Annotated in this window: 18 protein-coding genes; 6 read left to right on the top strand and 12 right to left on the bottom strand. The window is 63.5% G+C overall.

All coding sequences use genetic code 11. The annotated features are described in order from the left end of the window. The first annotated feature begins 71 nt into the window (after nucleotides 1–71). Genes OEG82_RS02225 through OEG82_RS02200 form a run of 6 tightly spaced genes read left to right on the top strand, consistent with a single transcriptional unit; the run spans nucleotide 72 to nucleotide 5840 of the window. Nucleotides 72–737 carry a phosphoribosylanthranilate isomerase gene (locus OEG82_RS02225; RefSeq protein ID WP_267610833.1) on the top strand — a complete coding sequence of 222 codons (666 nt, stop codon included), beginning with the start codon at nucleotides 72–74 and terminating at the stop codon, nucleotides 735–737. Nucleotides 738–742: 5 nt separating this feature from the next. Continuing rightward, nucleotides 743–1963, top strand: a complete 1221-nt coding sequence (gene trpB, locus OEG82_RS02220; RefSeq protein WP_267610832.1) for a tryptophan synthase subunit beta — start codon at nucleotides 743–745, stop codon at nucleotides 1961–1963. 2 nt (nucleotides 1964–1965) lie between these two features. Further along, nucleotides 1966–2673: a flavodoxin family protein gene (locus OEG82_RS02215; protein WP_267610831.1), complete on the top strand. Its 708-nt coding sequence runs from the start codon at nucleotides 1966–1968 to the stop codon at nucleotides 2671–2673. Continuing rightward, nucleotides 2674–3513 carry a tryptophan synthase subunit alpha gene (gene trpA / locus OEG82_RS02210; RefSeq protein ID WP_267610830.1) on the top strand — a complete coding sequence of 280 codons (840 nt, stop codon included), beginning with the start codon at nucleotides 2674–2676 and terminating at the stop codon, nucleotides 3511–3513. Nucleotides 3514–3549: 36 nt separating this feature from the next. Further along, nucleotides 3550–4464 carry an acetyl-CoA carboxylase, carboxyltransferase subunit beta gene (gene accD, locus OEG82_RS02205; RefSeq protein WP_267610829.1) on the top strand — a complete coding sequence of 305 codons (915 nt, stop codon included), beginning with the start codon at nucleotides 3550–3552 and terminating at the stop codon, nucleotides 4462–4464. A 26-nt stretch (nucleotides 4465–4490) separates the two neighbouring features. After that, the gene (locus OEG82_RS02200) at nucleotides 4491–5840 is read left to right on the top strand and encodes a bifunctional folylpolyglutamate synthase/dihydrofolate synthase (RefSeq protein WP_267614828.1); all 1350 of its coding nucleotides are present in this window, start codon (nucleotides 4491–4493) and stop codon (nucleotides 5838–5840) included. A gap of 81 nt (nucleotides 5841–5921) precedes the next feature. Here the strand turns inward: OEG82_RS02200 and trxA are convergent, their stop codons facing one another. From trxA to OEG82_RS02140, 12 genes are all read right to left on the bottom strand, one after another. Next, nucleotides 5922–6242, bottom strand: a complete 321-nt coding sequence (gene trxA / locus OEG82_RS02195; RefSeq protein WP_267610828.1) for a thioredoxin — start codon at nucleotides 6240–6242, stop codon at nucleotides 5922–5924. A gap of 112 nt (nucleotides 6243–6354) precedes the next feature. After that, nucleotides 6355–9912 (bottom strand): double-strand break repair helicase AddA, encoded by a 3558-nt coding sequence (gene addA, locus OEG82_RS02190; protein ID WP_267610827.1) that lies wholly within the window; start codon nucleotides 9910–9912, stop codon nucleotides 6355–6357. Continuing rightward, nucleotides 9902–13093 carry a double-strand break repair protein AddB gene (gene addB / locus OEG82_RS02185; RefSeq protein ID WP_267610826.1) on the bottom strand — a complete coding sequence of 1064 codons (3192 nt, stop codon included), beginning with the start codon at nucleotides 13091–13093 and terminating at the stop codon, nucleotides 9902–9904. The genes addA and addB overlap by 11 nt, the downstream gene beginning before the upstream one ends. Next, complete coding sequence (locus OEG82_RS02180; protein ID WP_425497515.1) at nucleotides 13090–13845, bottom strand: nucleotidyltransferase family protein; 756 nt, start codon at nucleotides 13843–13845, stop codon at nucleotides 13090–13092. The genes addB and OEG82_RS02180 overlap by 4 nt, the downstream gene beginning before the upstream one ends. A gap of 18 nt (nucleotides 13846–13863) precedes the next feature. Next, entirely contained in the window at nucleotides 13864–15372 is a 1509-nt protein-coding gene (tsaE, locus tag OEG82_RS02175; RefSeq protein WP_267610824.1) for a tRNA (adenosine(37)-N6)-threonylcarbamoyltransferase complex ATPase subunit type 1 TsaE, read from the bottom strand. Between the two features lie 6 nt (nucleotides 15373–15378). Continuing rightward, on the bottom strand, nucleotides 15379–17919 hold the full coding sequence (locus OEG82_RS02170) for a sensor histidine kinase (RefSeq protein WP_267610823.1): 2541 nt from the start codon (nucleotides 17917–17919) through the stop codon (nucleotides 15379–15381). A gap of 192 nt (nucleotides 17920–18111) precedes the next feature. Beyond that, nucleotides 18112–19509: an adenosylhomocysteinase gene (ahcY, locus tag OEG82_RS02165; protein WP_267610822.1), complete on the bottom strand. Its 1398-nt coding sequence runs from the start codon at nucleotides 19507–19509 to the stop codon at nucleotides 18112–18114. Nucleotides 19510–19626: 117 nt separating this feature from the next. Beyond that, the gene (locus OEG82_RS02160) at nucleotides 19627–19914 is read right to left on the bottom strand and encodes an HPr family phosphocarrier protein (protein WP_267610821.1); all 288 of its coding nucleotides are present in this window, start codon (nucleotides 19912–19914) and stop codon (nucleotides 19627–19629) included. Continuing rightward, nucleotides 19911–20312: a PTS sugar transporter subunit IIA gene (locus OEG82_RS02155; protein WP_267610820.1), complete on the bottom strand. Its 402-nt coding sequence runs from the start codon at nucleotides 20310–20312 to the stop codon at nucleotides 19911–19913. The genes OEG82_RS02160 and OEG82_RS02155 overlap by 4 nt, the downstream gene beginning before the upstream one ends. Nucleotides 20313–20467: 155 nt before the next feature. Then, nucleotides 20468–20938, bottom strand: a complete 471-nt coding sequence (locus tag OEG82_RS02150) for an HPr kinase/phosphorylase (protein WP_267610819.1) — start codon at nucleotides 20936–20938, stop codon at nucleotides 20468–20470. After that, nucleotides 20935–22617, bottom strand: a complete 1683-nt coding sequence (locus tag OEG82_RS02145; protein ID WP_267614827.1) for a sensor histidine kinase — start codon at nucleotides 22615–22617, stop codon at nucleotides 20935–20937. The genes OEG82_RS02150 and OEG82_RS02145 overlap by 4 nt, the downstream gene beginning before the upstream one ends. A gap of 147 nt (nucleotides 22618–22764) precedes the next feature. Continuing rightward, nucleotides 22765–23481: a response regulator transcription factor gene (locus OEG82_RS02140; protein WP_267614826.1), complete on the bottom strand. Its 717-nt coding sequence runs from the start codon at nucleotides 23479–23481 to the stop codon at nucleotides 22765–22767. Nucleotides 23482–23563 lie beyond the last annotated feature (82 nt).

Here is a 23563-nt window from a genome sequence, read left to right as displayed (position 1 = left end):
GGGGCAGCCCTGCCGATTGATCGCGCATCCATATCTCGACTCCGCCACGGTTTTATGCGACGTCAGGCGCCATGACAGCGACCATCAAGATTTGCGGGTTGAGCACGCCGGAGGCCATGGATCGCGCTGCCGATCTCGGGGCCGATATGGCCGGGTTCATCTTTTTCCCAAAGAGCCCGCGTCACGTCAGCGTGGAGACGGCCAGCGCGCTGGCCGGGCAGGCCCGGTCGCGGGGTCTCAAAACCGTGGCCGTGACGGTGGACATGGACAATGCCGGTCTCGACGAGATCGTGGCAAAGGTCAGGCCCGACTGGCTGCAACTGCATGGCGGCGAAAGCCCGCACCGCGCAGCGGAACTCAAGAGCCGCTACGGATTGCCGGTGATGAAGGCCTTTGCCATTCGCGACGCCGCTGATTTTGACAAGATTGAGCCCTACAAGGGCATTGCCGACCGGTTTCTGTTTGATGCCAAGGCGCCGAAAGGCTCGGATCTGCCGGGCGGCAATGGCGTCAGCTTCGACTGGCGACTCCTTGCCACGCTTGACGGGGCCGCCAATTACATGCTTTCCGGTGGATTGACGAAAGACAATATCGGCGAGGCGCTCGGCATCAGCCACGCAACCGGTGTCGATGTATCATCCGGCGTGGAAAGCGCGCCCGGTGTGAAAAGCCTCGAGATGATGGACAGCTTCGTCCGCGCGGTTCGCGACGCAGACAAGGGACGGCCCCAGGAGTAGATGATTTGAACCAGACAACCCCTCCGAATTCATTCCGCACCGGACCCGATGAACAGGGCATGTTCGGCATTTTTGGCGGCCGTTTCGTCGCCGAAACGCTGATGCCGCTGATCCTGGAGCTGGAAGAGGAATGGACCAAGGCGAAAGCCGATCCTGCCTTCCGCGCCGAGCTTGATCATCTCAATGCGCATTACACCGGCCGGCCGTCGCCGCTCTATTTCGCCGAGCGGCTGACCGAGCATCTCGGCGGCGCGAAAATCTATTTCAAGCGCGACGAGCTCAACCACACCGGTTCGCACAAGATCAACAATTGCCTCGGCCAGATCCTGCTGGCCAAGCGCATGGGCAAGACCCGGATCATCGCCGAAACCGGCGCCGGCCAGCACGGTGTCGCCTCGGCCACCGTTGCGGCGCGTTTCGGCTATCCCTGCGAAGTCTATATGGGCGCCACCGACGTGCAGCGTCAGGCGCCAAACGTGTTCCGGATGAAATTGCTCGGCGCCCAGGTGCATCCGGTCTCTTCCGGCCACGGCACGCTGAAGGACGCGATGAACGAGGCGCTGCGCGACTGGGTCACCAATGTCGACGACACCTATTACCTGATCGGGACTGCGGCCGGACCGCATCCCTATCCGGAAATGGTCCGCACCTTCCAGGCGGTGATCGGCGAGGAAACCCGCGAGCAGATGATGGCTGCCGAAGGCCGCCTGCCCGACATGCTGGTTGCCGCGGTCGGCGGCGGTTCCAATGCCATCGGCCTGTTCCACCCGTTCCTTGATGACAAGGACGTGCAGATTGTCGGCGTCGAGGCCGGCGGCAAGGGCCTGGAAGGCGAAGAGCATTGCGCCTCGCTGACCGCCGGTTCGCCCGGCGTGCTGCATGGCAACCGCACCTATCTGCTGCAGGATGGCGACGGGCAGATCAAGGAAGGCCATTCGATCTCGGCCGGCCTCGACTATCCCGGCATCGGGCCTGAGCATTCCTGGCTGAAGGAATCGAGCCGGGTGGAATATGTGCCGATCATGGACACGGAAGCTCTGGAAGCCTTCCAGCTGCTGACCAAGCTCGAGGGCATCATTCCAGCGCTGGAACCAAGCCATGCGCTGGCCGAAGTGATCAAGCGGGCGCCGAAAATGGGCAAGGACCAGATCATCGTGATGAATCTGTGCGGCCGCGGCGACAAGGACATCTTCACTGTCGGCAAGATCCTCGGCGTGGAGCTCTGATCATGTCCGGCTTTTCCGATCTCAAGGCGGTGTTCATCAACACCACGCTCAAAAGCACGGCACAAGGCGAAAGCCACACCGAGCGGCTGATGCGCAATGGCATGGCGATCATGGAGACCAATGGCGTGCAGGTCGATTATTTGCGCGCCGCCGATCATCACATCGCCTTTGGCGTCCAGCCTGACATGCGCGAGCATGGCGCGGACAGGGACGACTGGCCGGAAATCTTCTGGCCCAAAATCCGCGACGCCGACATTCTGGTGATCGGAACGCCCTTGTGGCTGGGCGAGGAGTCCTCGCTGTGCCGGGTGATCATCGAACGGCTTTACGCCCATTCCGGCCAGCGCAACGACCGCGGCCAGTATATTTTCTACGGCAAGGTCGGCGGCTGCGTCATCACCGGCAACGAGGATGGCGTCAAGCATGCCTCGATGACCTGCCTCTATGCCATGCAGCATGTCGGCTACACGATTCCGCCGCAGGCCGACAGCGGCTGGATCGGCGAAGTCGGTCCGGGCAAGTCCTATGGCGACGACGGCGCCGGCTACGACAATGATTTCACCAAGCGCAACACCACCTTCATGACCTGGAACCTGATGCATCTGGCGCGGATGCTCAAGGATGCCGGCGGCATTCCCAATCATGGCAATGATGTTGGGGCCTGGAACGACGGCGCGCGATTTGACCACCCCGAGATCGGAAAATCCTGAATGACCACTCGCATCGACACCCGTTTTGAGAAACTCAAGGCCGAGGGACGGCCGGCGCTGGTGACCTATTTCATGGGCGGCGATCCGGATTACGACACCTCGCTGAAGATCATGCAGGCGCTTCCGGGCGCCGGTTCCGACGTCATTGAGCTCGGCATGCCGTTTTCAGATCCGATGGCCGACGGCCCGGCGATCCAGATGGCCGGACAGCGGGCGCTCAAGGGCGGTCAGACACTGGTCAGGACACTCGATCTGGCGCGGGACTTCCGCAGAAGCGACAATGAGACGCCGATCGTGCTGATGGGCTATTACAACCCGATCTACATCTATGGCGTCGACCGGTTTCTGGCGGATGCCATCGAGGCCGGGATCGACGGGCTGATCGTGGTCGATCTGCCGCCGGAGATGGACGAGGAATTGTGCCTGCCGGCGCTGAAAGCCGGAATCAATTTCATCCGGCTGGCAACACCGACAACCGATGACAAGCGCCTGCCGCGGGTGCTGAGCAACACGTCGGGCTTTGTCTATTACGTCTCGATGACCGGCATCACCGGTTCAGCCATCGCCGACACGTCGAAGGTCAACACCGCCGTCGACCGGATCAAGAGCCACACCAGCCTGCCGGTCTGTGTCGGCTTTGGTGTTAAGACCGCCGAACAGGCCCGCGCCATCGGCCAGTCCGCCGACGGCGTGGTGGTCGGCACGGCCATTGTCAACCAGATCGCCAATACGCTTGACGCCAAGGGCGCGGCCACGACCGACACGGTCGAAAGCGTCGCCACCATGGTGCGCGGCCTCGCCACCGGCGTTCGCGCCTCGCGGCTTGCGTCGACGCAGTAACACCCCCACATTGGGTGACGAACCGGAGAAAACGCCTTGAACTGGATTACCAACTACGTCAGGCCAAAGATCAATTCGATGCTCGGCCGCCGCGAGGTGCCGGAGAATCTGTGGATCAAATGCCCCGAAACCGGGGAAATGGTGTTCCACAACGATCTTGAGGAAAACCATTTCGTCATTCCGGCTTCCGGCTACCACATGAAGATGTCGGCCGAAGCGCGGCTCAAACATGTCTTTGACGAGGGAAAATACGAACTTCTGCCGGCGCCGAAGGTGCCTCAGGATCCGCTCAAGTTCCGGGATTCGAAGAAATATGTCGACCGGCTCCGTGAAAACCGGACCAAGACCGGGCTGGAGGATTCCATCGTTGCGGCGCATGGCACGATGCAGGGCGTCGAGATCGTCGCCTGCGTGCATGACTTCTCCTTCATGGGCGGTTCGCTCGGCATCGCAGCCGGCGAAGCCATCATCCAGGCCTTCGAAGCCGCGATCGCGCGCCATTGCCCGCTGGTCATGTTCCCGGCATCGGGCGGCGCCCGCATGCAGGAAGGCATCCTGTCGCTGATGCAGCTGCCGCGGACGACTGTGGCGGTCGAAATGCTCAAGGAAGCGGGCCTGCCCTATATCGTGGTGCTGACCAATCCGACCACCGGCGGCGTCTCCGCCTCCTATGCCATGCTCGGCGACGTGCACCTGGCCGAGCCCGGTGCAGAAATCTGCTTTGCCGGCAAACGCGTGATCGAACAGACCATCCGGGAAAAACTGCCCGAAGGCTTTCAGACGTCGGAATATCTGCTCGATCACGGCATGATCGACATGGTGGTGCACCGCCACGACATTCCGGCGACGGTTGCCCGCCTGCTGCGGATCTTCCTCAAGCTCGATGCCCCGGAACCGATGGCGCTTCCCGCCCCGGCTGCCGAACCCGTTCCTGCCGAAGCCGCCGAATAGAGCATTCGACCATGGCACAAAGGCCGATGACTTCGGCGGGAGGAGCGCTCGTGTCGGCTGCCGAACGGGAAATCGATGCGCTGATGGCGCTGCATCCGAAGGGGTTTGACCTTTCGCTCGGGCGGATCACCCGGCTCTTGGAGCGTCTGGGCAATCCGCATGAGAGACTGCCGCCGGTGATCCACATCGCCGGCACCAATGGCAAGGGTTCAACCAGCGCATTCTGCCGGGCGATCCTGGAAGCGCAGGGCCTGAAGGTCCATGTCCACACCTCCCCGCATCTGGTCAACTGGCACGAACGTTTCCGCATCGGCGCGGATGGCAGCGGCCATCTGGTCGATGACGAGGTGCTGGCCGATGCGGTGCGGCGGGTCGCTGCTGCCAATCAGGGCGAGACGATCACCGTGTTCGAGATCCTCACCGCGGTGATGTTCGTGCTGTTTGCCGAGCACCCGGCCGATGCCGCGCTGATCGAGGTCGGACTTGGCGGCCGCTTCGATGCGACCAATGTGATCGCGCATCCTGCGGTCGCGGTAATCATGTCGATTTCGCTCGACCATCAGGCCTATCTCGGCGACCGGGTCGAGCTGATCGCCATGGAAAAGGCCGGCATCATCAAGCAGGGATCACCGGTGGTGATCGGCGCCCAGACTGAAGACGCCGCCCGCGAGGTCATTCTCAACATCGCCGAACGGCTCAGATGTCCCGTCAGCGTTTATGGCCAGGACTTCTTCACGGTCCAGGAGCACGGTCGGCTGGCCTATCAGGATGAAGACGAGCTGATGGATCTGCCCTTGCCCAGACTTGCCGGCCGGCACCAGCAGGCCAATGCGGCGGCCGCCATCAGGGCGCTGAAAGCCGCAGGGTTCGAGCTTGATGAAGCGGCGATCGCCAGCGGCCTGACCCATGTCTACTGGCCCGGACGGCTGGAGCGGCTCGCCGAGGGGCGGCTTGCGGACTTCGCCATGCAGGACGCGGAATTGTGGATCGACGGCGGCCACAATCCCGGCGCTGGCCTGGTGATCGCCGAAGCCATGGCCAATCTCAACGACCGCGAATCGCGGCCGCTGTTCCTGATCACCGGCATGATCAACACCAAGGATCCGGTGGGTTATTTCGAAGCCTTTGCCGGCATGGCCAGGCATGTCTACACCGTTCCTGTGCCGGCTTCGGAGGCCGGCATCGACCCGGATCTGCTGGCGCAGTCGGCCGTCGAGGCCGGTCTCACGGCTGAATCTGCTGTAAATGTCGAAACCGCGATCGCCTCGGTGTGCAAGAACTGGAATCCCGACGAACGGCCGCCGCGCATCCTGATCGGCGGATCGCTCTATCTCCTGGGCGACGTGCTCAAGCTCAACGGCACGCCGCCGGTCTGAACCGCATCGGCTGCAGCCCGCGCAGCAAAAACCCGCCCGGTTGCCCGGACGGGTTCGATCTTCAGTTCCGGCTTGCCCGGATCAGGCGGCGCCGGAAATCCAGCTTGCCAGCGCGCTCTTGGGCGAAGCGCCAACCTTGATGTCGGCCACGGCGCCGTCCTTGAACATTGCCAGGGTCGGAATCGAGCGCACGCCGAACTGCGAGGCGAGTTCGGGATTCTCGTCGATGTTGAGCTTGACGACCTTGATCCTGCCATCCATCTCGTCGGAGATTTCCTCGAGACTGGGGGCAATCATCTTGCACGGACCGCACCATTCGGCCCAGAAATCGACAACCACCGGCACGGTCGACTCGAGCACTTCGCTCTGAAAATTGGCGTTGTCTACTTTAACGGTTGCCATGAATGGGCACTCCTTTGGTGAGTCTGTTTGATGCAGTCAATGTGATGATTCGGCCAGCTTTATTCAAGGCTTTTCCGGCCAGCATCACCGGGTCGTGATTTGTGCTGCCAGATCAGGCTTGCAGGCGGGCCATTGCCTCATCCAATACAGGCGCGGACATTTCAATCAACAGCGGGCCGGACACATAGACCAGCGCAGCGTCAATTTGTCGCCCGGGATAGAGCGGCGCCAGCAATGCGCGGTAGATCGCGAGCTGGGAGACATGGCTGGCAGGCGGCGCCTCGCCGGGATTCGGTGCAAGGCCGGTCTTGTAATCCACCACCAGCACCCTGTCTCCATCGAGCGCGATACGGTCGATCCGGCCCGATACCGCCCGGTCCTCGCCGCCGATCCGCAGCGTTCCCATCACCGAGACCTCGGCCTCGCCAGGGGACTGAAAAATCGGCGCAAAACGGGGATCGGCAAGCACCGCAAGAATCTGGCTTTCCAGCGCCTGCGAGGCCTCCGCCTGGTCGGCAGGCATGGCGCGGGCAAGATAGCGGGCCAGCACGATCTGCCGCTCCTCCGGGGCGACCGCAGGCAGGACCTGCAGCAGACGGTGAACCATACTGCCGCGTTCCAGCGCGGCAGCCGAACCGGACGACGTGTCGGCGAAGGGCGAGCGGGTGGCGATGCCGGCACTTTCCTCAAGCACGGCACCGACGCCGGAGGGCGCCGAGGGCCGGGGCAGCCGGCGCGGCGGCGGCAGCGGCCCGTCGGGAATGCTCAGCACTGGTGCGAGAGGCGCGGCTGGTGTCGCTGGTGGTTCCGCTGCAGGCGCGACCGTATCATCGCCACGAACACGGCAGAGGCGGCGCGCTTCGAATGGTTCTCCGTCGGGATCGTGGACGATATCGGAGACCAGATAGCCGCTTTCCTCGGCGGCACTGTCAAATCCAGCCGCCGCCAGCGAATGCCAGGTCGGGGTTTTCACCTCACGGACACCGCGATAGCCGCAAACGATCAGCCGGTCGGCGGCACGGGTGAGCCCGACATAAAGCAGCCGGCGATATTCCTCCTCGGCCTGCTCGCGCATCCTGTCGCGCATGGCGGCCGTTGCTTCATTCTCGTAGGTTTTGTCCGGCAGCCAGACCGGAATCGAGGGCGGCTCCTTGCTGTCAGGGGCAGGCGGCAGCAGCCAGAGCCGCGGCTGATGACTGTGCTGATAGGCCTCGCCGCCCGAATCGACCAGAAACACGATCGGGGCTTCCAGACCCTTGGCGGCATGCACGGTCATGATCCGCACCGCACCGCTCTGTCCCTCCATCTCGCGCTTGATCTCGGGCGATTCGGTCTCGAGCATCGCGAGAAAACTTTCAAGGCCCGGCAGCCCCGCCTGCTCGTGATCGAGCGCCAGGCCCAGAAACTCGTCCAGCACATCGCCGACCTCATGGCCGAGCCGGGAGAGATAGGCGCGGCGCCCGCCATCGGGACCGAGCAGCGTCGCATAGAAATCATGCGGCGGCAGCCGGGTGGCGCAGGCGATCCAGTGGTCGAGCTGTTTCACCGCCACGGCAAATGCTTCGTCGGATTCGGAAAGCGCCCGCATGTGACGCCACACCGACTGACCCTTGGGACGCAGGGCGGTGAGGCGGAACAGATCATCCTCATCCAGACCGAGCAGCGGGCTCTTGACCAGCGCTGCCAGCGACAAATCATCATCGGCCAGCACCGCGAAACGGCCCAACGCGATCAGATCCTGCACGGCGATGTGGTCGGTGAGGCGCAAGCGGTCGGCGCCGGCCACCGGAATGTTGGTGGTGGCCTTGAGTGTGCGCAGAAGCGTGGGCACGAAGCCGTCGCGCTTGCGCACCAGCACCAGAATGTCACCGGGCGCCACCAGCCGCAATTCCCGGGTTTTCTGGTCCTCTATGGTCTCGATACCGACCCACTGCTTCAAAACCCTGGCAATTCGCCGCGCCAGTTGCGCGGCCGGTGCTGATTCCGGCACATCGTCAAAGGCGGCGGTCCAGTCCTCGTCGCTGTCGGTTTTCTCGCGCGCGATCATCGGCCAGAGCTCGACCAGCCCGGGCGCCTGCTGCCGGGCGGTTTCATGGATCACCGGTTCCAGCGCCGACCCCATGCCGCGCAGCGCGTCGGCGCTGGCAAAGACGTGATCGACCAGCTTGAGCACTTCCCTTGACGACCGGAACGAGACCCGGAGCTGAACCTGCCTGAAATCCACATCCGCTGCGCGCGCCCGGCCGTACACACGGCTGCGCTCCTCGGCAAAGCGTTCCGGGCGGGCACCCTGGAACGAATAGATCGACTGTTTCTCGTCGCCCACGGCAAAAACGGTGCGCAGCGCCGCGCGTGCTCCTTCGCCGGCAAAGAACTCGTCCGAGAGCGAGCCGATGACGTTCCATTGCAAGGGTGCTGTATCCTGGGCCTCGTCGACGAGCACATGGTCGATGCCCTGATCAAGCTTGTAATGTACCCAGGCACTGGCGCCGCTTTTGGACAGCAGCGCCTCGGTCGCGGCAATCAGATCATCATAATCAAGCAGCGCCTGGCGGGTCTTGAGCGCCTCGAAGGACCCCAGATAGCGGCGCGCCAGCCGGAACGCGGTCAGCGAGACCGACAGCGCGTTGAGCCGTGCCAGCCGGTCGCAGACTTCCATGATCTGCGCCTGGGCCTGTTCCAGCCGCTCGGCGAGATCCGGGAATTGCGCAGCCACCGTCTTGGATGCGGCACCGCCAAGCTTGGCGGGCGCACCTGCCTGGGTGAAGAACACCTGCCTCAAAAGCTCGAGCCGCCTGTCCGGATCGGGTTCGGAACCGCAGGTCAGCAGGCCGTAGGACACATTATGGGCGCGCGTTGCCGATTTCGCGGTTTCGGCAAAGGCGTAGAGGCCGCGGATGTAATCGACCGGCAGCGCGTCCAGCGGCCAGGCCCGCTGCGTGACGGTGGCGGCGGTTTCCCCGGCTTCCAGACCGAGTGCTGTCCGGAACATCGGCTCGGCGCCGCCGGAGGCGCGGGCAGCCGCATCAAAGGCGAGGTAATCGCGGCGCCGCGCATAGAGCCCGGAGAGAAGCTTGTCGAAACCGGCTTCGCCTCCGGTATCGAGCGCCGTGGTCACGGCCAGCGCCAGATCCGGATCCTCGTCGAAAATCTTGCGCGACATCAGCTGCCGTCGCGCTTCGGCCAGGAGTTCCGCGGCCTTCTGGTCATCGAGAACATTGAAATGGCCGGGAATATTGGCTTCCAGCGGAAAGCGGTGCAGCACGGCTTCGCAAAAGGCGTGGATGGTCTGGATCTTGAGACCGCCCGGGGTCTCAAGCGCGGTGGCAAACAGGCGCCGGGCGCGGACCAGCAGATCCGGCTCGACCCTGCGGCCTTCCAGTTCCGTCAGCCTGTCGGCAAGCTCGGCATCATCAAGCCGGACCCATTCCCCCAGCGTTCGGAACACGCGGATCGACATTTCGGCCGAGGCGGCTTTGGTGTAGGTCAGGCACAAGATCGCCGAGGGCGGGGCGCCGCGCAACAACAGCCGGATCACCCGGCGGGCCAGAACGTGGGTCTTGCCGGAGCCGGCATTGGCCGAAACCCAGGCCGACAGATTCGGCGTGGCCGCCAGGTTCTGCCGCAGCGTGGTGTCGGAGACCGGGTTGGATGTGGCTTCAGCCGTCATCGCCGTCTCCTGTATCTGCATCGACCGCGGTCTGCCATTCGGCGACCCGGGCGAGGTGATCATATTCGCCTCCGAAATCGCGGGCGCTTTGCGGAATGGCGCGCGACAGGAAGCCGCGCTTGCCGGAAGCGAGCAGGGCAACCAGCCTGCCAAGCTCGTCTACCGCCTTGGCGGCAAGATCCGCCGGACCAACAAACTCGTCCTTGCCGGGCTTTTCCGGATCGGTATCGATCCGGTCGGCGAATTTGTCCTTGCCGGTCAGGCGGAGATAGAAAAGCCCCGACACCGGGACCGGCCCGGCATCGGCAAAGCCGCCATGGATCAGCGCATGGGCCTCCAGCGCCAGCTGCGGATCGAGCAGGATGCGGGCCTCCTTGCGCGAGGGCGTGCCGCCGGTCTTGTAGTCGATGATCCATGCGGTGCCGTCGCTGCGCAAATCGATGCGGTCAGCCATGCCGGTGATCTTCACCCCGGCTCCGGGCAGCTCCAGGCCGGCGCGGGTTTCGACCAGCGAGCGGACCAGGCCATTGCCGGCCTCGGCCTCCCATCCGGCAATGAAGCGCGAAGCCTTGTCGAAGCGCAGCCGCCAGACCAGGGCGGTGGCGTCTGGCAGATCTGCGCGGGCGAAATGATCCGCTGCGATTCTTTGCAAGGTCTGCTCTGTCCGGTCACTTTGTTCCGTGGACGAAACGAACTCCTCGAGGATTGCATGATAGAGCGTTCCGCGTTCGCGCGGGCCGGGATCGGAGAGGAAGGGTTCGAGCGGATCAAGCTTGAGCACGCGGCGCGCATAGATCGCATAGGGATCGCGGCGCAGCTTGCCGACCTCGGAGAAGGAATAGCTTTTGGGCTGAAGGGCTGCGGCCGGCCGTGGCTCCGGGCGCGAGGCGGGCGGTGTGGAGGGGCCTTGATCGAGCGCCCGCGCATGGGCAAGCAGCGCATCGCCGCGGTCCCTGAGCGCCCGGGCCGGTTCCGGTCCGACCACGGCGAGAAGCCGCTGCAGCCAGCGCGAGGCCACCGTCGGGGCCTTGCCCGAACGCAACGACCGCGACAGCACCACCTCGGGCGCGCCCATGGCCATCTGGAAATCATGTGCTGCCTGGCCAATCCGCCGTTCCGGTGGCTCCAGCCCGATCGCGGCCTTCATCGAGCGCGACAGAAACGGATCTTCCTGGCCGGCCTGCGGCCAGACACCCTCGTTGAGACCGCCGAGCAGCAGCGTGTCGACATGCTGCAGACGTGCCTCCAGCGCACCCCAGATGAAGGCCCGCGGATGGCCGCCGGCGCGCGGCTTGACCATTCTGCCGGCCATCAGCGCATCCAGCGTGTCGATCCAATCATGCCCGGTCAGCTTGAGTTCCGAGCCGCTGTCGCGGATCTCGAGCAGAAGTCCTGCGAGGTCCGCACCTGCTTCATCGCCCCAGAGTGGTTCGAGCGCATCGGTGTCATCGGCGCAGATTCGCTCCAGCACCGCTGCGGTGAGTCCGGCAAACCGGCCGATGGCGATTTCACCTGTTTCCGCCAGAACCGAGGTCAGCGGCGACAGCGCCGCAGTGACGCGCCCGGCAAATTCGATGGCGAGATCAGTGTCCTCATCGCTGATCCGGCTGAGCCAGTGCGGTGCATGGCGATCAAGCCGTCCGGCTTCGCGCCCGCGCACCAGTTCTGCGAGCGCGCCGATGTCGGCCGTGCCGCTGCCGCCGCGCAGGCCAATGCGCTCGACAATGCCGGCACGGCGCTTTGCGTCACGCGCGCTGAGACCGAAGCGCGCCAGCGGGTGCTTGATGAGTGCTGCGATCGCCACCGGATCGCCCGGCGCAAAGGCCACCTGGACGGCCAATCGCGCCAGACCACCCTGCGGGCTCGAAGCCAAGGGCACACCGCCCGAATCATTGGCTTCGATGCCATAGTGGCCAAGCTCGGTGACGACCCGGCGGGCCAGGTTGCGATCCGACGTGACCAGCGCCGCCGTCGGTTCGGGATTTCCTGGTTGCGGTTCAAGGGCGCGGCGCATGGCGGCGGCAAGGGCTGCGGCTTCCTCGCGTTCATTGGCGGCCTCGATCAGGCTGACCTGTTCAAATCCGGACTGGATCACCGATGGATCAGGCAGAAAACCTGCCTCGCCCCAGGCCTCGGTGGAAGCCGCCGGCAGAAGTGCTGCGGACACAAGGCCGCGCCGCGCGGTCATTTCGGGACCGATATGACCGATTTCCGGGATCTCGCCGATCCGGTCCGCCTCGAGCCCCGCGCCCTGGAGCAGCCGCAGCAGGCCATATTGCGGATGGCTGCGGATCGACACATCCACCACCGCACGGCCATCATCGGATGTCAGCGTGGCTGCGGCCCGGGACAGCGCAGTCCAGTGCGAAGCGCGCATGGCGTGGTCGAGACCGGGCAGAACCACCGCGCCTTGCGCAAGCTGCGCCACGGTGGCGATCAGCCGTGCGGTCGACGGCCGTGTGCCGGTCGATCCCGCTACTATGACCGGGCGGTCCTGGGCGGCGACAGCCAGTCCGCGCGTGAACACATCGATCATCACATTGTGATGGTGAGCTGGGCTGGAGCGGGAAATTTCCGTGAGCAGGGCTGGCCAGTAATTGCGGGCGATCTTGAGAAATTCACTGGTCAGCTGCCACCATTGCTGCAGATCGGCATCGATCACCGTGTCCAGACCGGCAAAATCGCATTCCTCGGTCTCCACCGCCTGGATCAGGTCAAACAAAGCGCGTCCCAGCCAGATCGCATCGGCCGGATTGGCCGGCGCCACCAGCGGCATGCCGCCGAGGTGGTCGCGAATGGTTTGCGGCAGGGCCATTTTCCAGGCCAGGACCAGATCGGCCAGGCGCAGGATCGCCGCTGTTTGCGGGATCGGCGGATCCAGCGCCAGGATCTCGGGATCAGCGGATTCGAGAAAGCCGGCATCGTCATCGGTCTCGCCCAGCGGCCGTATCGACGGCAGGATTGCCGAGCCCTTGCCGATCAGGTCGGTCAGTTCGGAACGCAGCACCCGGGCGGCGCGGCGGGTGGGCACAAACACGGTGGCGCCAGCCAGCGACAACGGGTTGTCCGGATCATAGGCAAGCTCGGGAACCAGACCGCCGGAAAGGATTTTCTCGGCCAGCGTGGTCAGAAAGGCCGCGCCGGGCGGAATCGTCAGGATTCTGGGAGTGGACCGGGTCACCGTCCCGCGCCGCTTGAGCCGGAAAGAGGTTCGCCGAGATAGGCGGACCGGGCAGCCTCGGCCTCGCCGATCGCTTCGGGAGTGCCGACGGTGAGCCAGTGTCCGCGCATCGGTGTGCCAAACAGCCGTCCGGCGCCTGCCGCGGCGTCAAAGCAGCGGTTGAGGCTGAATTTCTTCTCGGTGATCCCGTCAAAAATCCGCGGATGCAGGATGATGGCGCCGGCATAGATCACCGCGTCACCGGCGCCCTTGTAGCGCGCCAGCCGTCCGTCCGCCTCATAGGTGAAATCGCCTCCGCCGGTGTGGCCGGTGGCCTGATCGAGCCGCGCGGTCATCAGCTGCATGTCCATTGATTCGGGATCGAAACGATCTGCCATCATGGAGAGATTGTCGCGCTGTGCGCCGGGTTCTTCAAGCCAGAAGGTATCGGCATTGAGCACCAGGAACGGGTCGGCCCCCAGATCCGGCAGGGCGTTGACAATGCCGCCGCCTGAATCGAGCAGCGCTGCGGTTTCATCGACCACCCGGATCTCCGGGCCCGGCCATGCCGCAAGCCAGTCGACCAACATTGGCGCGAGATAATGAACATTGACCACCACGCGCTCGATGCCAAGCCGGTTCAGCGCCTCCAGCGAATAGGCGATCAGCGGCTTGCCGGCGACCTCGACCAGCGGTTTGGGCCTTGTCTCGGTGATCGGGCGCATGCGGGTGCCAAGCCCCGCGGCAAGGATCATGGCGGTTTTGATGGTCATCACTCAGACAGGTCCGGTTTATGATTCGCTGGTGCTGATACCAGCCTTTGCAAACCAGAAGCGCAAGGGTTGCAGCACCGGATGGGCAAGAGAAGCCGCGATATAGGCCTCGATGCGCGGGAGGTGGCGCATATAGCCGGATTTTCCGTCGCGCTGCTTGAGCCGGACGAAGATGCCGAGAATCTTGGCGGCGCGTTGGGCCGCCATAATCGCATAGGCCTCGCGAAACCCGGCCTCATCGAAGTCCGAATCGGCCTTGCGGCGCGCCGCGATGTAGCGGGCGAGAAGCTGGTCTGCCAGATCCGCTTCGACGGTCACCCGCGCATCCTGGCACAGCGACGCCACATCATAGGCGGTCGGGCCGATCATCGCGTCCTGGAAGTCGATAATACCAAGCCGGTCGAAGCCGGATTTGGCACTGCGCCAGATCAGGTTGGGCGAGTGGTAATCCCGCAGAACGATATGCGATTCGGCCTGTTCGAGCCGCGCAAACAGGCTGCGCCACAGCTCGAGATAGGCTTCACGCTCTTCGGCATCGATCGTTTCACCGCGCCGCCACGGCAGATACCAGTCGGTCAGCAGTTCGGTTTCGATCTGCATGGCGCGTGGATCATAAGCCGGCACATGATGCAGCCGGTCGCCGGCTGGCAGTGGGCCGGGAACCGGCTTTCCATGCAGCGCTGCCAGGCAGTCGATCGCCAGCCCGTAGCGCTCCGCGTCTGGCCGGCCATCAGCATCGAGAATGCCGCCGGTGCCGAGATTTTCGATCAGCAGAAAGCCCTGGTCAAAATCCTCGGCAAGAATTTCAGGAGCCGCAAAGCCTTGCGCGCCAAGCCAGCGCGCAATGGCGACGAAAGGAACCACATCCTCGGCCAGATGGGCGATCTGCGAATAGGGCAGGCCGTCGCGAATCGGCGGACCATCGGGCTGGCGCGGCGCATTCATCAGGATGAGCGGCTCATGGTCTGCAGTGCGGATGGTTTCGTAGCTGCGCGACGATGCATCGCCCTGCAGATGGCGGCGTTCAGCACGCTCATATCCACTCTGGTCAAGAAACCGGCGCACGGCGCGGGACCTTTCGAGCCGTGTCATGAACCCGGCGGGTGCTGCGACGGTCACACTGCGGCTTTCGCCCAGTCCGTCAAAGCGCAGCATCACCCGGTCGTCGGGCAGACGCGCCAGCGCCTTTTCCGGCCATTCGATCAGCGCCGCTCCCTCGGCCAGCGCGTCCTCGAGGCCAAGCTCATCGAGTTCGTCCGGCGATCCGATGCGGTAAAGGTCGAGATGGGCGATCGGCAGCCGCAAGGGGTAGGTCTGGACCAGGGTGAAGGTCGGGCTTGGAGCTTCGAGCTCCGGATCATCGGCGATCGCCCGGATCAGGGCACGGGCGAAGGTTGATTTGCCGGCGCCGAGGTCACCCGACAGACACAGGCAATCGCCGGGCTTGAGCGCCATGGCCACATCTTCGGCAAAACGGGTGGTCGCGGACGGGTCCGGCAGTTCGACGCGCGAGGGATCAGCCGTCATCAAGGCTCACTCGGCTGCATCGCGGGCGCGGGCGCCGGTGATGGGAAACCGGCAAATGATCGTTGCGCCGCCAGCTTCGCCGCTCTCGATGGAAACGGTTCCATTGTGCAGCCCGACAAAGCTCTGCACGATCGACAGCCCCAGCCCGGCGCCGCGGCGGCGGCCGCCCTGGCCGTGGGTTTCAAACCGGGCAAAGACATCCTTGCGGGCATCTTCGGGAATGCCCGGACCGGAATCCGAGACCGAGAAGATCGTCGACGTGTCGTCCTGGGTGCAGCTCAGGCGGATGGCGGACCCGGCGGGAGCGAAATTGGCCGCATTCATCAGCAGCTTGAACAGAATCTGCTTGAGGCGCTGATGGTCGCCAATCATTTCAGCCGGCGCATGCTGGATGTCCACATCCAGCGACAGGCCGTTTTCCTTCAACCGGTCGGAAATCTGCACGCCGGCCTCGGCAAACAGATCGACGATGTTCACGGTGCCGGCGTCGAGCCGCATGATGCCGGCATCCACGGTGGCAAGATCGAGAATGTCGTTGACGATGGTCAACAGCACCGAGGACGAGGTCGATATGTGGTCGAGATATTCGGACTGCCGCTCGTTGAGCGGGCCGAAATCGGGCGTGCGCAGCAATTCGGTGAAGCCGATGATGTTGGTCAGCGGCGAGCGCAATTCATAGGAGACATGCTGGACGAATTCGTTCTTGAGCGTGTCGGCCTTGCGCAGCGCCTCGTTCTTCTCCGTCAGCATGCGCTCGGCGCCGACGCTGTCGGTGACATTGACGAAGGCGATCATGGTCTGGCCATTGGGCAGCGGCACGATGGCGTAATCGAGGATCAGACCGGTTGTCAGCTCGATGCGGCCTTCGCGGGTATGGCGCTCTTCCTCGAAACCGGTGATTTCGCCGGCAAACAGCTTCCAGCCATCGGCTTCGCGATAGGAGGGCTCGCAGGCTGCAGCAATATGGCGGATATGGGTTCCCGGCTTGACCTGCTGCTCGGTCAGACCCCAGAGCGCCCGGAACGAGGGATTGGACAGGCGGATCTTGCCATCGGGACCGAAAACGCCGACGCCTTCAGCGAGATGGTCGATGGTTTCGCCCTGGGCGCGCAGCAGCGTGTTGTAACGGGTCTCCAGACTGACCTTTTCAGTCAGATTCTCGAACACCCAGGTGACGCCGCCCTGCGGATGGGCATTGGCAAAGACATTGAGGGTCTGGCCATCGGGCAGATGCCAGAGCTGCGGCGTCGTCTCAACGGACCGGTAGGCCGCCAGGATCTGTTCCTTCCAGTCGCGCCAGGCATGCGGTTCGGGCAGTTTGCCTTCGGCGCGCAGCCGCTCCAGAAACTCGCCATTGTCGGGCCGGCGGGCGAGGAACGGAATGTCGAGTTCCCACAGCCGCTGGAAGGCCTGATTGTAGAATTGCAGCCGCTGGTCGCGGTCAAAGATCGCCACCGGTGTGGCCAGATGGTCCAGCGTTTCGGAATGGCTCTGAATGGTGCGACGGAGCTCTTCGCGCAGATCCTCCTCGATGGAGATATCAAGCGCCAGGCCCGCCGTGCCGGAGGCGGTCTTGACGTCGGCAACTTCGAGAAAGCGGCGATGGCCCTGAATGACCGTCGAGACCTTGTCGAGAAAGGGCCGCTCCAGGGTGGCGGTGGCGCGGACGCGTTCGCGCGCTGCGGTTCCGAGCAGTTCCAGGCCACGGCTGAGCGCGTCATCGCGGTCGGCGCCTTCCACCGAGCGCACATAGGCATTGTTGACCCAGAGCAGTTTCGAATCCGGGCCGCGCAGCCACACCGGCATGTCGATGACATCGAGAAGCGCCTCGAAAGTGTCGACGGAGGTGAGCAGCCGGTCGCGTTCGGTCTTGAGTTCGGCCAGTTCGGCGCGAACATTGGACAGCGTGACGAAGCGGACAAAGGCGCGACCGCCCGAAACCCGTCCCTGCGCCTCGATGACATGGCCGCGGATGGTCTCGACGACGATGTCGAAGCGTTCAGCCTGGGCCCGCAGCCGGTCGAGCGCCTCGTCGATATTGGCGGCGGAGCGGGGCTCGAGCCAGCGGCCAAAGGCCAGAAAATCGCCGGATTTTTGCGGCGCGCCGGTCTCTGCGGGCAGATTGCCGAGCACTTCGGCCGGCAGTCCGACACCGTCCCAGACCACGATCTGGCGGTCGCGGTCGACAATCAGCGCCTGATGTCGCGACAGCTTGGCATTGGCATCAGCCAGCGAAGCGCGCAGGCGGACATTTTCGAGGTCGATCTTGCCGCGTTCGCGAATCAGCCAGATGGCCGAGATCATCGCCGCCGAGATGGCGCCGATCATCATGGCGAAATTGACCACTTCGAGAGAGGAGATCGAGAGTTTTGCGGATGTCTGTTCCTCGACCTGGGCCAGCGCCGAACCCGCGGAGACCAGCACGCTGCCGCTCAGCAGCGCCGTGCCGGTCAGGAACCGGCGGCGAAAGCTGCCCAGAAGGCCGGTCACAGTCTTACGTAAGCTGGAAAACCCGTCGCGCTTGAGTGAATCCGGTTTGACCGGCATGCCGCAGTCCCCTCGTCGCATGTTTGACAAGACATCGCCGATCCGTTTTCGCGCCGCCACAACGCAAAACGAATCAATGTCCAAAACATACCTGCTTCGCGAATCACGGTGAAGGGGACGAAGCGGAAAAAGAAAACGCACCCCTGTTGTCAAGGATGCGTTCTCAATATCTTGTGGGTACTGCCGGAAATATTAGTACCGGTAGTGTTCCGGCTTGAACGGACCTTCAACCGACACGCCGATATAATCGGCCTGTTCGGTTTTCAACTGGGTCAACTTGGCGCCGATCTTGTCGAGATGCAGGCGCGCGACTTTTTCATCGAGATGCTTGGGCAATACATAGACCTCGTTCTGGTACTGCTCGCCCCTGGTCCAGAGCTCGATCTGCGCCAGCACCTGGTTGGTGAAGGACGCCGACATGACGAAGCTCGGGTGACCGGTGGCATTGCCCAGGTTGAGAAGCCGGCCCTGACTCAGCAGGATCATGCGATTGCCTGACGGCATCTCGATCATGTCGACCTGATCCTTGATGTTGGTCCATTTGTGGTTTCTCAGCGCAGCGACCTGAATTTCATTGTCGAAATGGCCGATATTGCCGACGATGGCCATGTCCTTCATCTCGCGCATGTGCTCGAGACGGATCACGTCCTTGTTGCCGGTGGTGGTGACGAAGATGTCGGCCGACTGGACCACATCCTCGAGCAGCACGACCTCGAAGCCGTCCATGGCCGCCTGCAGGGCGCAGATCGGATCGACTTCCGTGACCTTGACGCGGGCGCCGGCGCCGCGCAGCGAAGCCGCAGAGCCCTTGCCGACATCGCCGTAACCGCAGACGACGGCAACCTTGCCGGCCATCATGGTGTCGGTGGCGCGACGGATGCCGTCAACCAGGCTTTCCTTGCAGCCATACTTGTTGTCGAATTTCGACTTGGTGACCGAATCATTGACGTTGAAGGCCGGGAAGGGCAGCAGGCCCTTTTTCTGCAGGTCATAGAGGCGGTGCACGCCGGTGGTGGTTTCTTCCGACACGCCCTTGATGGCATCGCGGGTCTTGGTGAACCAGCCGGGGCTCTGCTTCATGCGCTTCTTGATCTGCGCGAAGATGGCCTCTTCCTCTTCCGAGCTGGCAACGTCGAGCAGGCTGGTTTCACCGGCTTCAACGCGTGCGCCCAGCAGGATGTAGAGCGTGGCGTCGCCGCCATCGTCGAGGATCATGTTGGCGCCGTCGGGGAACTGGAACGACCGGTCGAGGTAATCCCAATGCTCGACAAGGCTCTGTCCCTTGATGGCGAAAACCGGAACGCCGCTGGCTGCAATGGCTGCCGCCGCATGGTCCTGGGTGGAATAGATGTTGCACGAGGCCCAGCGGACATCGGCGCCCAGGGCGACCAGGGTTTCGATCAGCACGGCGGTCTGGATGGTCATGTGCAGCGAACCGACGATGCGCGCGCCCTTCAGGGGCTGCTGTGCGCCATATTCCGCGCGCAGCGACATCAGGCCGGGCATTTCCGTTTCGGCAATATCAAGCTCCTTGCGGCCGAAATCGGCGAGGGCAATATTGGCGACGATGTAATCTTGGGTTTCGGACATAGAGTTTTCCAAAGGTTTTGAGATCCAGACGGGACAGACTGGATTGCATGGGCGGTGCCATAGCAGGAAACGCCCATGCTGGCAATATGATATAAAGATGTCTTTATGTGAGAATGATCAGGCTTCTTCGCCGAAGCGGTTGGCGACCAGAGTCTCGATCGCGTCGAGCACCTCGTCGGCCTGGCGGCCCTCGGCCTCCACCATGATCGAACAGCCGGGACTGGCGGCGAGCATCATCAGGCCCATGATCGAGGTTCCGCCGACGGTGGAGCCTTCGCGGGTCACCCTTACCGTGGCGTCGTAGCGCTCGACGGTCTGGACGAACTTGGCCGAGGCCCGGGCATGCAGGCCGCGCTTGTTGACGATTTCCAGGGTTCGCGACTTGAGGAGAGAAACTGCTGTCATTTTCCGGTCAACAGACGGCTTGCAACATTGATGTATTTGCGCCCGGCATCCTGCGCATCGGCAAGCGCCTTTTTCATGTCGTTCGATCCGCGCACGCCTGCCAGCTTGATCAGCATCGGCAGATTGACCCCGGCGATGACATCGATGCGGTCGGAATCCATCACCGATATCGACAGGTTGGAGGGGGTGCCGCCAAACATGTCGGTAAGGATGATGACGCCGTCGCCGCTTTCGACCCGTGACACCGCTCCGACAATGTCCAGCCTGCGCTGGTCCATGTCATCCTCGGGCCCGATGCAGACTGTCTCAAGCGCGGTTTGCGGTCCAACCACGTGTTCAAGCGCATGCCGAAATTCCTCGGCGAGCTTGCCATGGGTGACAAGCACCAATCCGATCATTTTGCCTCCAGCAGCATGCGGTCAATCCGATTTATCGTCGAGCACGCTGATTGCTTGACAGTTACGCACTGTTTGAAAAAATCATCTTGGACAGATGCAGGCGAAGTTCAAGCCAAAAAACATCACAAATGCAGCAAATTGTTCCGGCGGCGGTCTCAGCGGCTGAAAAACAGCTCCGGGCGGCTGGCAATCAGGTAGTCCAGCGGATCGCTTGTGCCATCGTGCCACAGTCGCATGAGTGGCAGCGATGCATCGCCACACGAAAAGGTTTCAGATTCCGGCGGCGAACGGGTCTCGGAGGAGCGCTCGGTGAGCGCCACGGCAAGGTGCATGACCGCCCGTTCCGAGCGGCGCATGGCGACGATACCGGTGCCGCGCAATTCCAGAAGACCCTGGATCGGCGGCGGGCAGGAGGCGATGCAGCGCCCCGCACCGGCCGTCAGGATGGTCTGGTCGTCGGCGACAAGCGCCGCATTCCAGCCGCGGGCAATGGTGGCGTTGAGGCAGGCAAAGGCCACCGCACTCTTGCCCGACCCGGACGGCCCAAGAAACAGCACGCCGGTGGCGCCCGAGATGATCGCCGTGGCGTGAAAGCTTTCACCCGAAACGGCCGACACCGAGCTCATGGGGTTTCCGCCGGAAGCTTGATGATGAAGCGCGCGCCGGCCCATGTGCCCGCGGCTTCGCCAGGAATGTTCTCGGCAATAAGCGTGCCGCCATGGGCTTCGATGATCTGACGGCTGATCGACAGGCCGAGGCCGGAATTCTGGCCAAAATCCTCGCCGTCGGGACGGTCGGTGTAGAACCGCTCGAAGACCCGCTCGATCACTTCGGCGCGGATCCCGGGGCCGTTGTCCTCGATTACCACCTCGACCATGCCGCGACGCCGGCTCAGGGTCACGGCGATATGTCCGCCGGTTTCGGGCACGAAGGAGCGGGCGTTCTCGATCAGGTTGGTGATGACCTGACCCAGCCGGAGGTCATGGCCAAGCACGGTGAAGGCGGATTTTCCGGCATTGGACTTGCTGATCTTCAGATCGATGGCGACCGCCTTGCTGCCGGCACGCACCTGCCTCGCGATGCTGACCATATCGGTCAGCAGAACCCGCATGTCGACGCCGACGCCATCCTGGCGCGCCAGTTCGGCATCCAGCCGGGAGGCATCGGAAATATCGCTGATCAACCGGTCCATGCGCCGCACATCATGCTGGATGACATCCATCAGCCGCTTGCGGGACTGTTCATTGCGCACCCGCGGCAGGGTTTCGACGGCACTGCGCAGCGAGGTCAGCGGGTTCTTGAGTTCGTGGCTGACATCGGCCGCAAAGCTCTCGATTGCCGCGATCCGGTCATACAGCGCATTGGTCATGCCGCGCAGCGCCACCGACAGATTGCCGATCTCGTCCTGGCGGTCGGAGAAATCCGGGATTTCCTCGCGTGCCTTGGCGCCGCGGCGCACCCTTACGGCCGCCGCCGACAGCCGCCGTAGCGGCGTCGCGATGGTGCTGGCCAGCAGCAGCGACAGAACGATATTGACCATGGCCGCAACGCCGAACACCCGGAAGATGGCCATGCGTTCGGCATGGACGATCTTGTCGATGTCTCCGGCCTGGGTCGACAGCAGCAGGACACCGAGAACCGCACGGAAGCGCTGCACCGGCACGGCCACCGAAACGATCAGCTCGCCCTTGTCGGTGACCCGCACCACCGCGCCGCGGCCGCCGGTCAGTGCGTTCATCACCTCGGGATAGATCGATCCGTCGGCGCCGGGCGGCTCGCGATACAGCGGCAGGTCGCGGCGCTGGAAGAAGCGGTTGAACCAGCTCGAGACCGTCTCGGTCAGGCTGAAGGGCGGGGTTTCGGCCGGCGGCAGATCGTAGCGCAGCACCTGGCCGCTGGTGTAGAGATAGCGCGAATCGAGGATCAGGCTGGCGTCGTCATCATAGATGCGGGCGCGGGTGCGGGTCGGCGAAATCAAGCGCCGCAGCACCGGGGCGACGCGCTCCGGATTGATGGGAAAATCGAGATTCTCGTTGGAATTGGACGGCGAGATGCTCTGCCCGGCCTGAAGTTCCAAAAGCTTTTCGGGATCGATGGTGATCGAATTGGTGTCGACCGAGGCGGAGGCCGCAACCGCGCCGGCGATGATCTCGCCCTGGGTCAGCAGGCTCTCGACGCGAGCATCGATCAGCCCCTCGCGAAACTGGTTGAGATATAGGATCCCCGACACCAGCACGATCAGCGCCGCCAGGTTGAGAAACAGGATGCGGCGGGTCAGGCTCGAAAAAATGAGATTGCCGAACATCCGGCGCACCAGCGTCACCGGATGGATCCGGCCTTTCGAACGCCGAAGCCCGGGCGGGACTTCGTCCTCGCCAACGGCCCTGTCATCTGTATCAGTCGCCATGCCGCATGTGCCACATCCTGCAGCCGGCCTTCAGGAAAATGCCGGTCACGCGGCCTCCCTGAACCGGTAGCCAACCCCGTAGAGGGTTTCGATCATGTCGAAATCATCATCGACCATTTTGAACTTCTTGCGAAGCCGCTTGATATGGCTGTCGATGGTGCGGTCGTCAACATAGACCTGTTCGTCATAGGCGGCGTCCATCAGCGCGTCGCGGCTCTTGACCACGCCAGGCCGCTGGGCCAGCGACTGCAGGATCAGGAATTCGGTGACGGTCAGGGTCACGGCTTCATTCTTCCAGGTGCAGGTGTGGCGTTCCTGGTCCATGACCAGATTGCCACGCTCCAGCGACTTGGTCGGCGTGGTAGCGGCGCGGCCCGGCGTGGCTGCGGCAGCCTCGCGATTGGCGGCGCGGCGCAGAACCGCCTTGACCCGCTCGACCAGCAGGCGCTGAGAGAACGGCTTGGTGATGAAATCATCGGCGCCCATCTTGAGGCCGAACAGCTCATCGATCTCCTCATCCTTGGAAGTGAGAAAGATCACCGGAATATCGGACTTCTGGCGCAGGCGGCGCAAAAGCTCCATGCCGTCCATCCGCGGCATCTTGATGTCGAAGATCGCCAGTTGCGGAGGCCGCGCCAGCAGGCCATCCAGTGCGGAGGCGCCATCGGTGTAGGTTTCAACACGATAGCCTTCGGTTTCGAGTGCAATCGAAACCGAGGTCAAGATGTTGCGATCATCGTCGACGAGCGCGATTGTCTGCATGTCTGTCGTCTCCATCATAGTCAAGCACGCCTCCAGGAAGTGCCCCCGCTTCTCCGGGTCAGCCGCGTTGTCGCGTCATCGC

It is taken from the genome of Hoeflea ulvae (assembly GCF_026619435.1).
In the GTDB taxonomy this organism is placed as follows: Bacteria; Pseudomonadota; Alphaproteobacteria; order Rhizobiales; family Rhizobiaceae; genus Hoeflea; species Hoeflea ulvae.
Note: the sequence above shows the minus strand (reverse complement) of the source record. Positions and strands in the feature narration are given on the sequence as shown.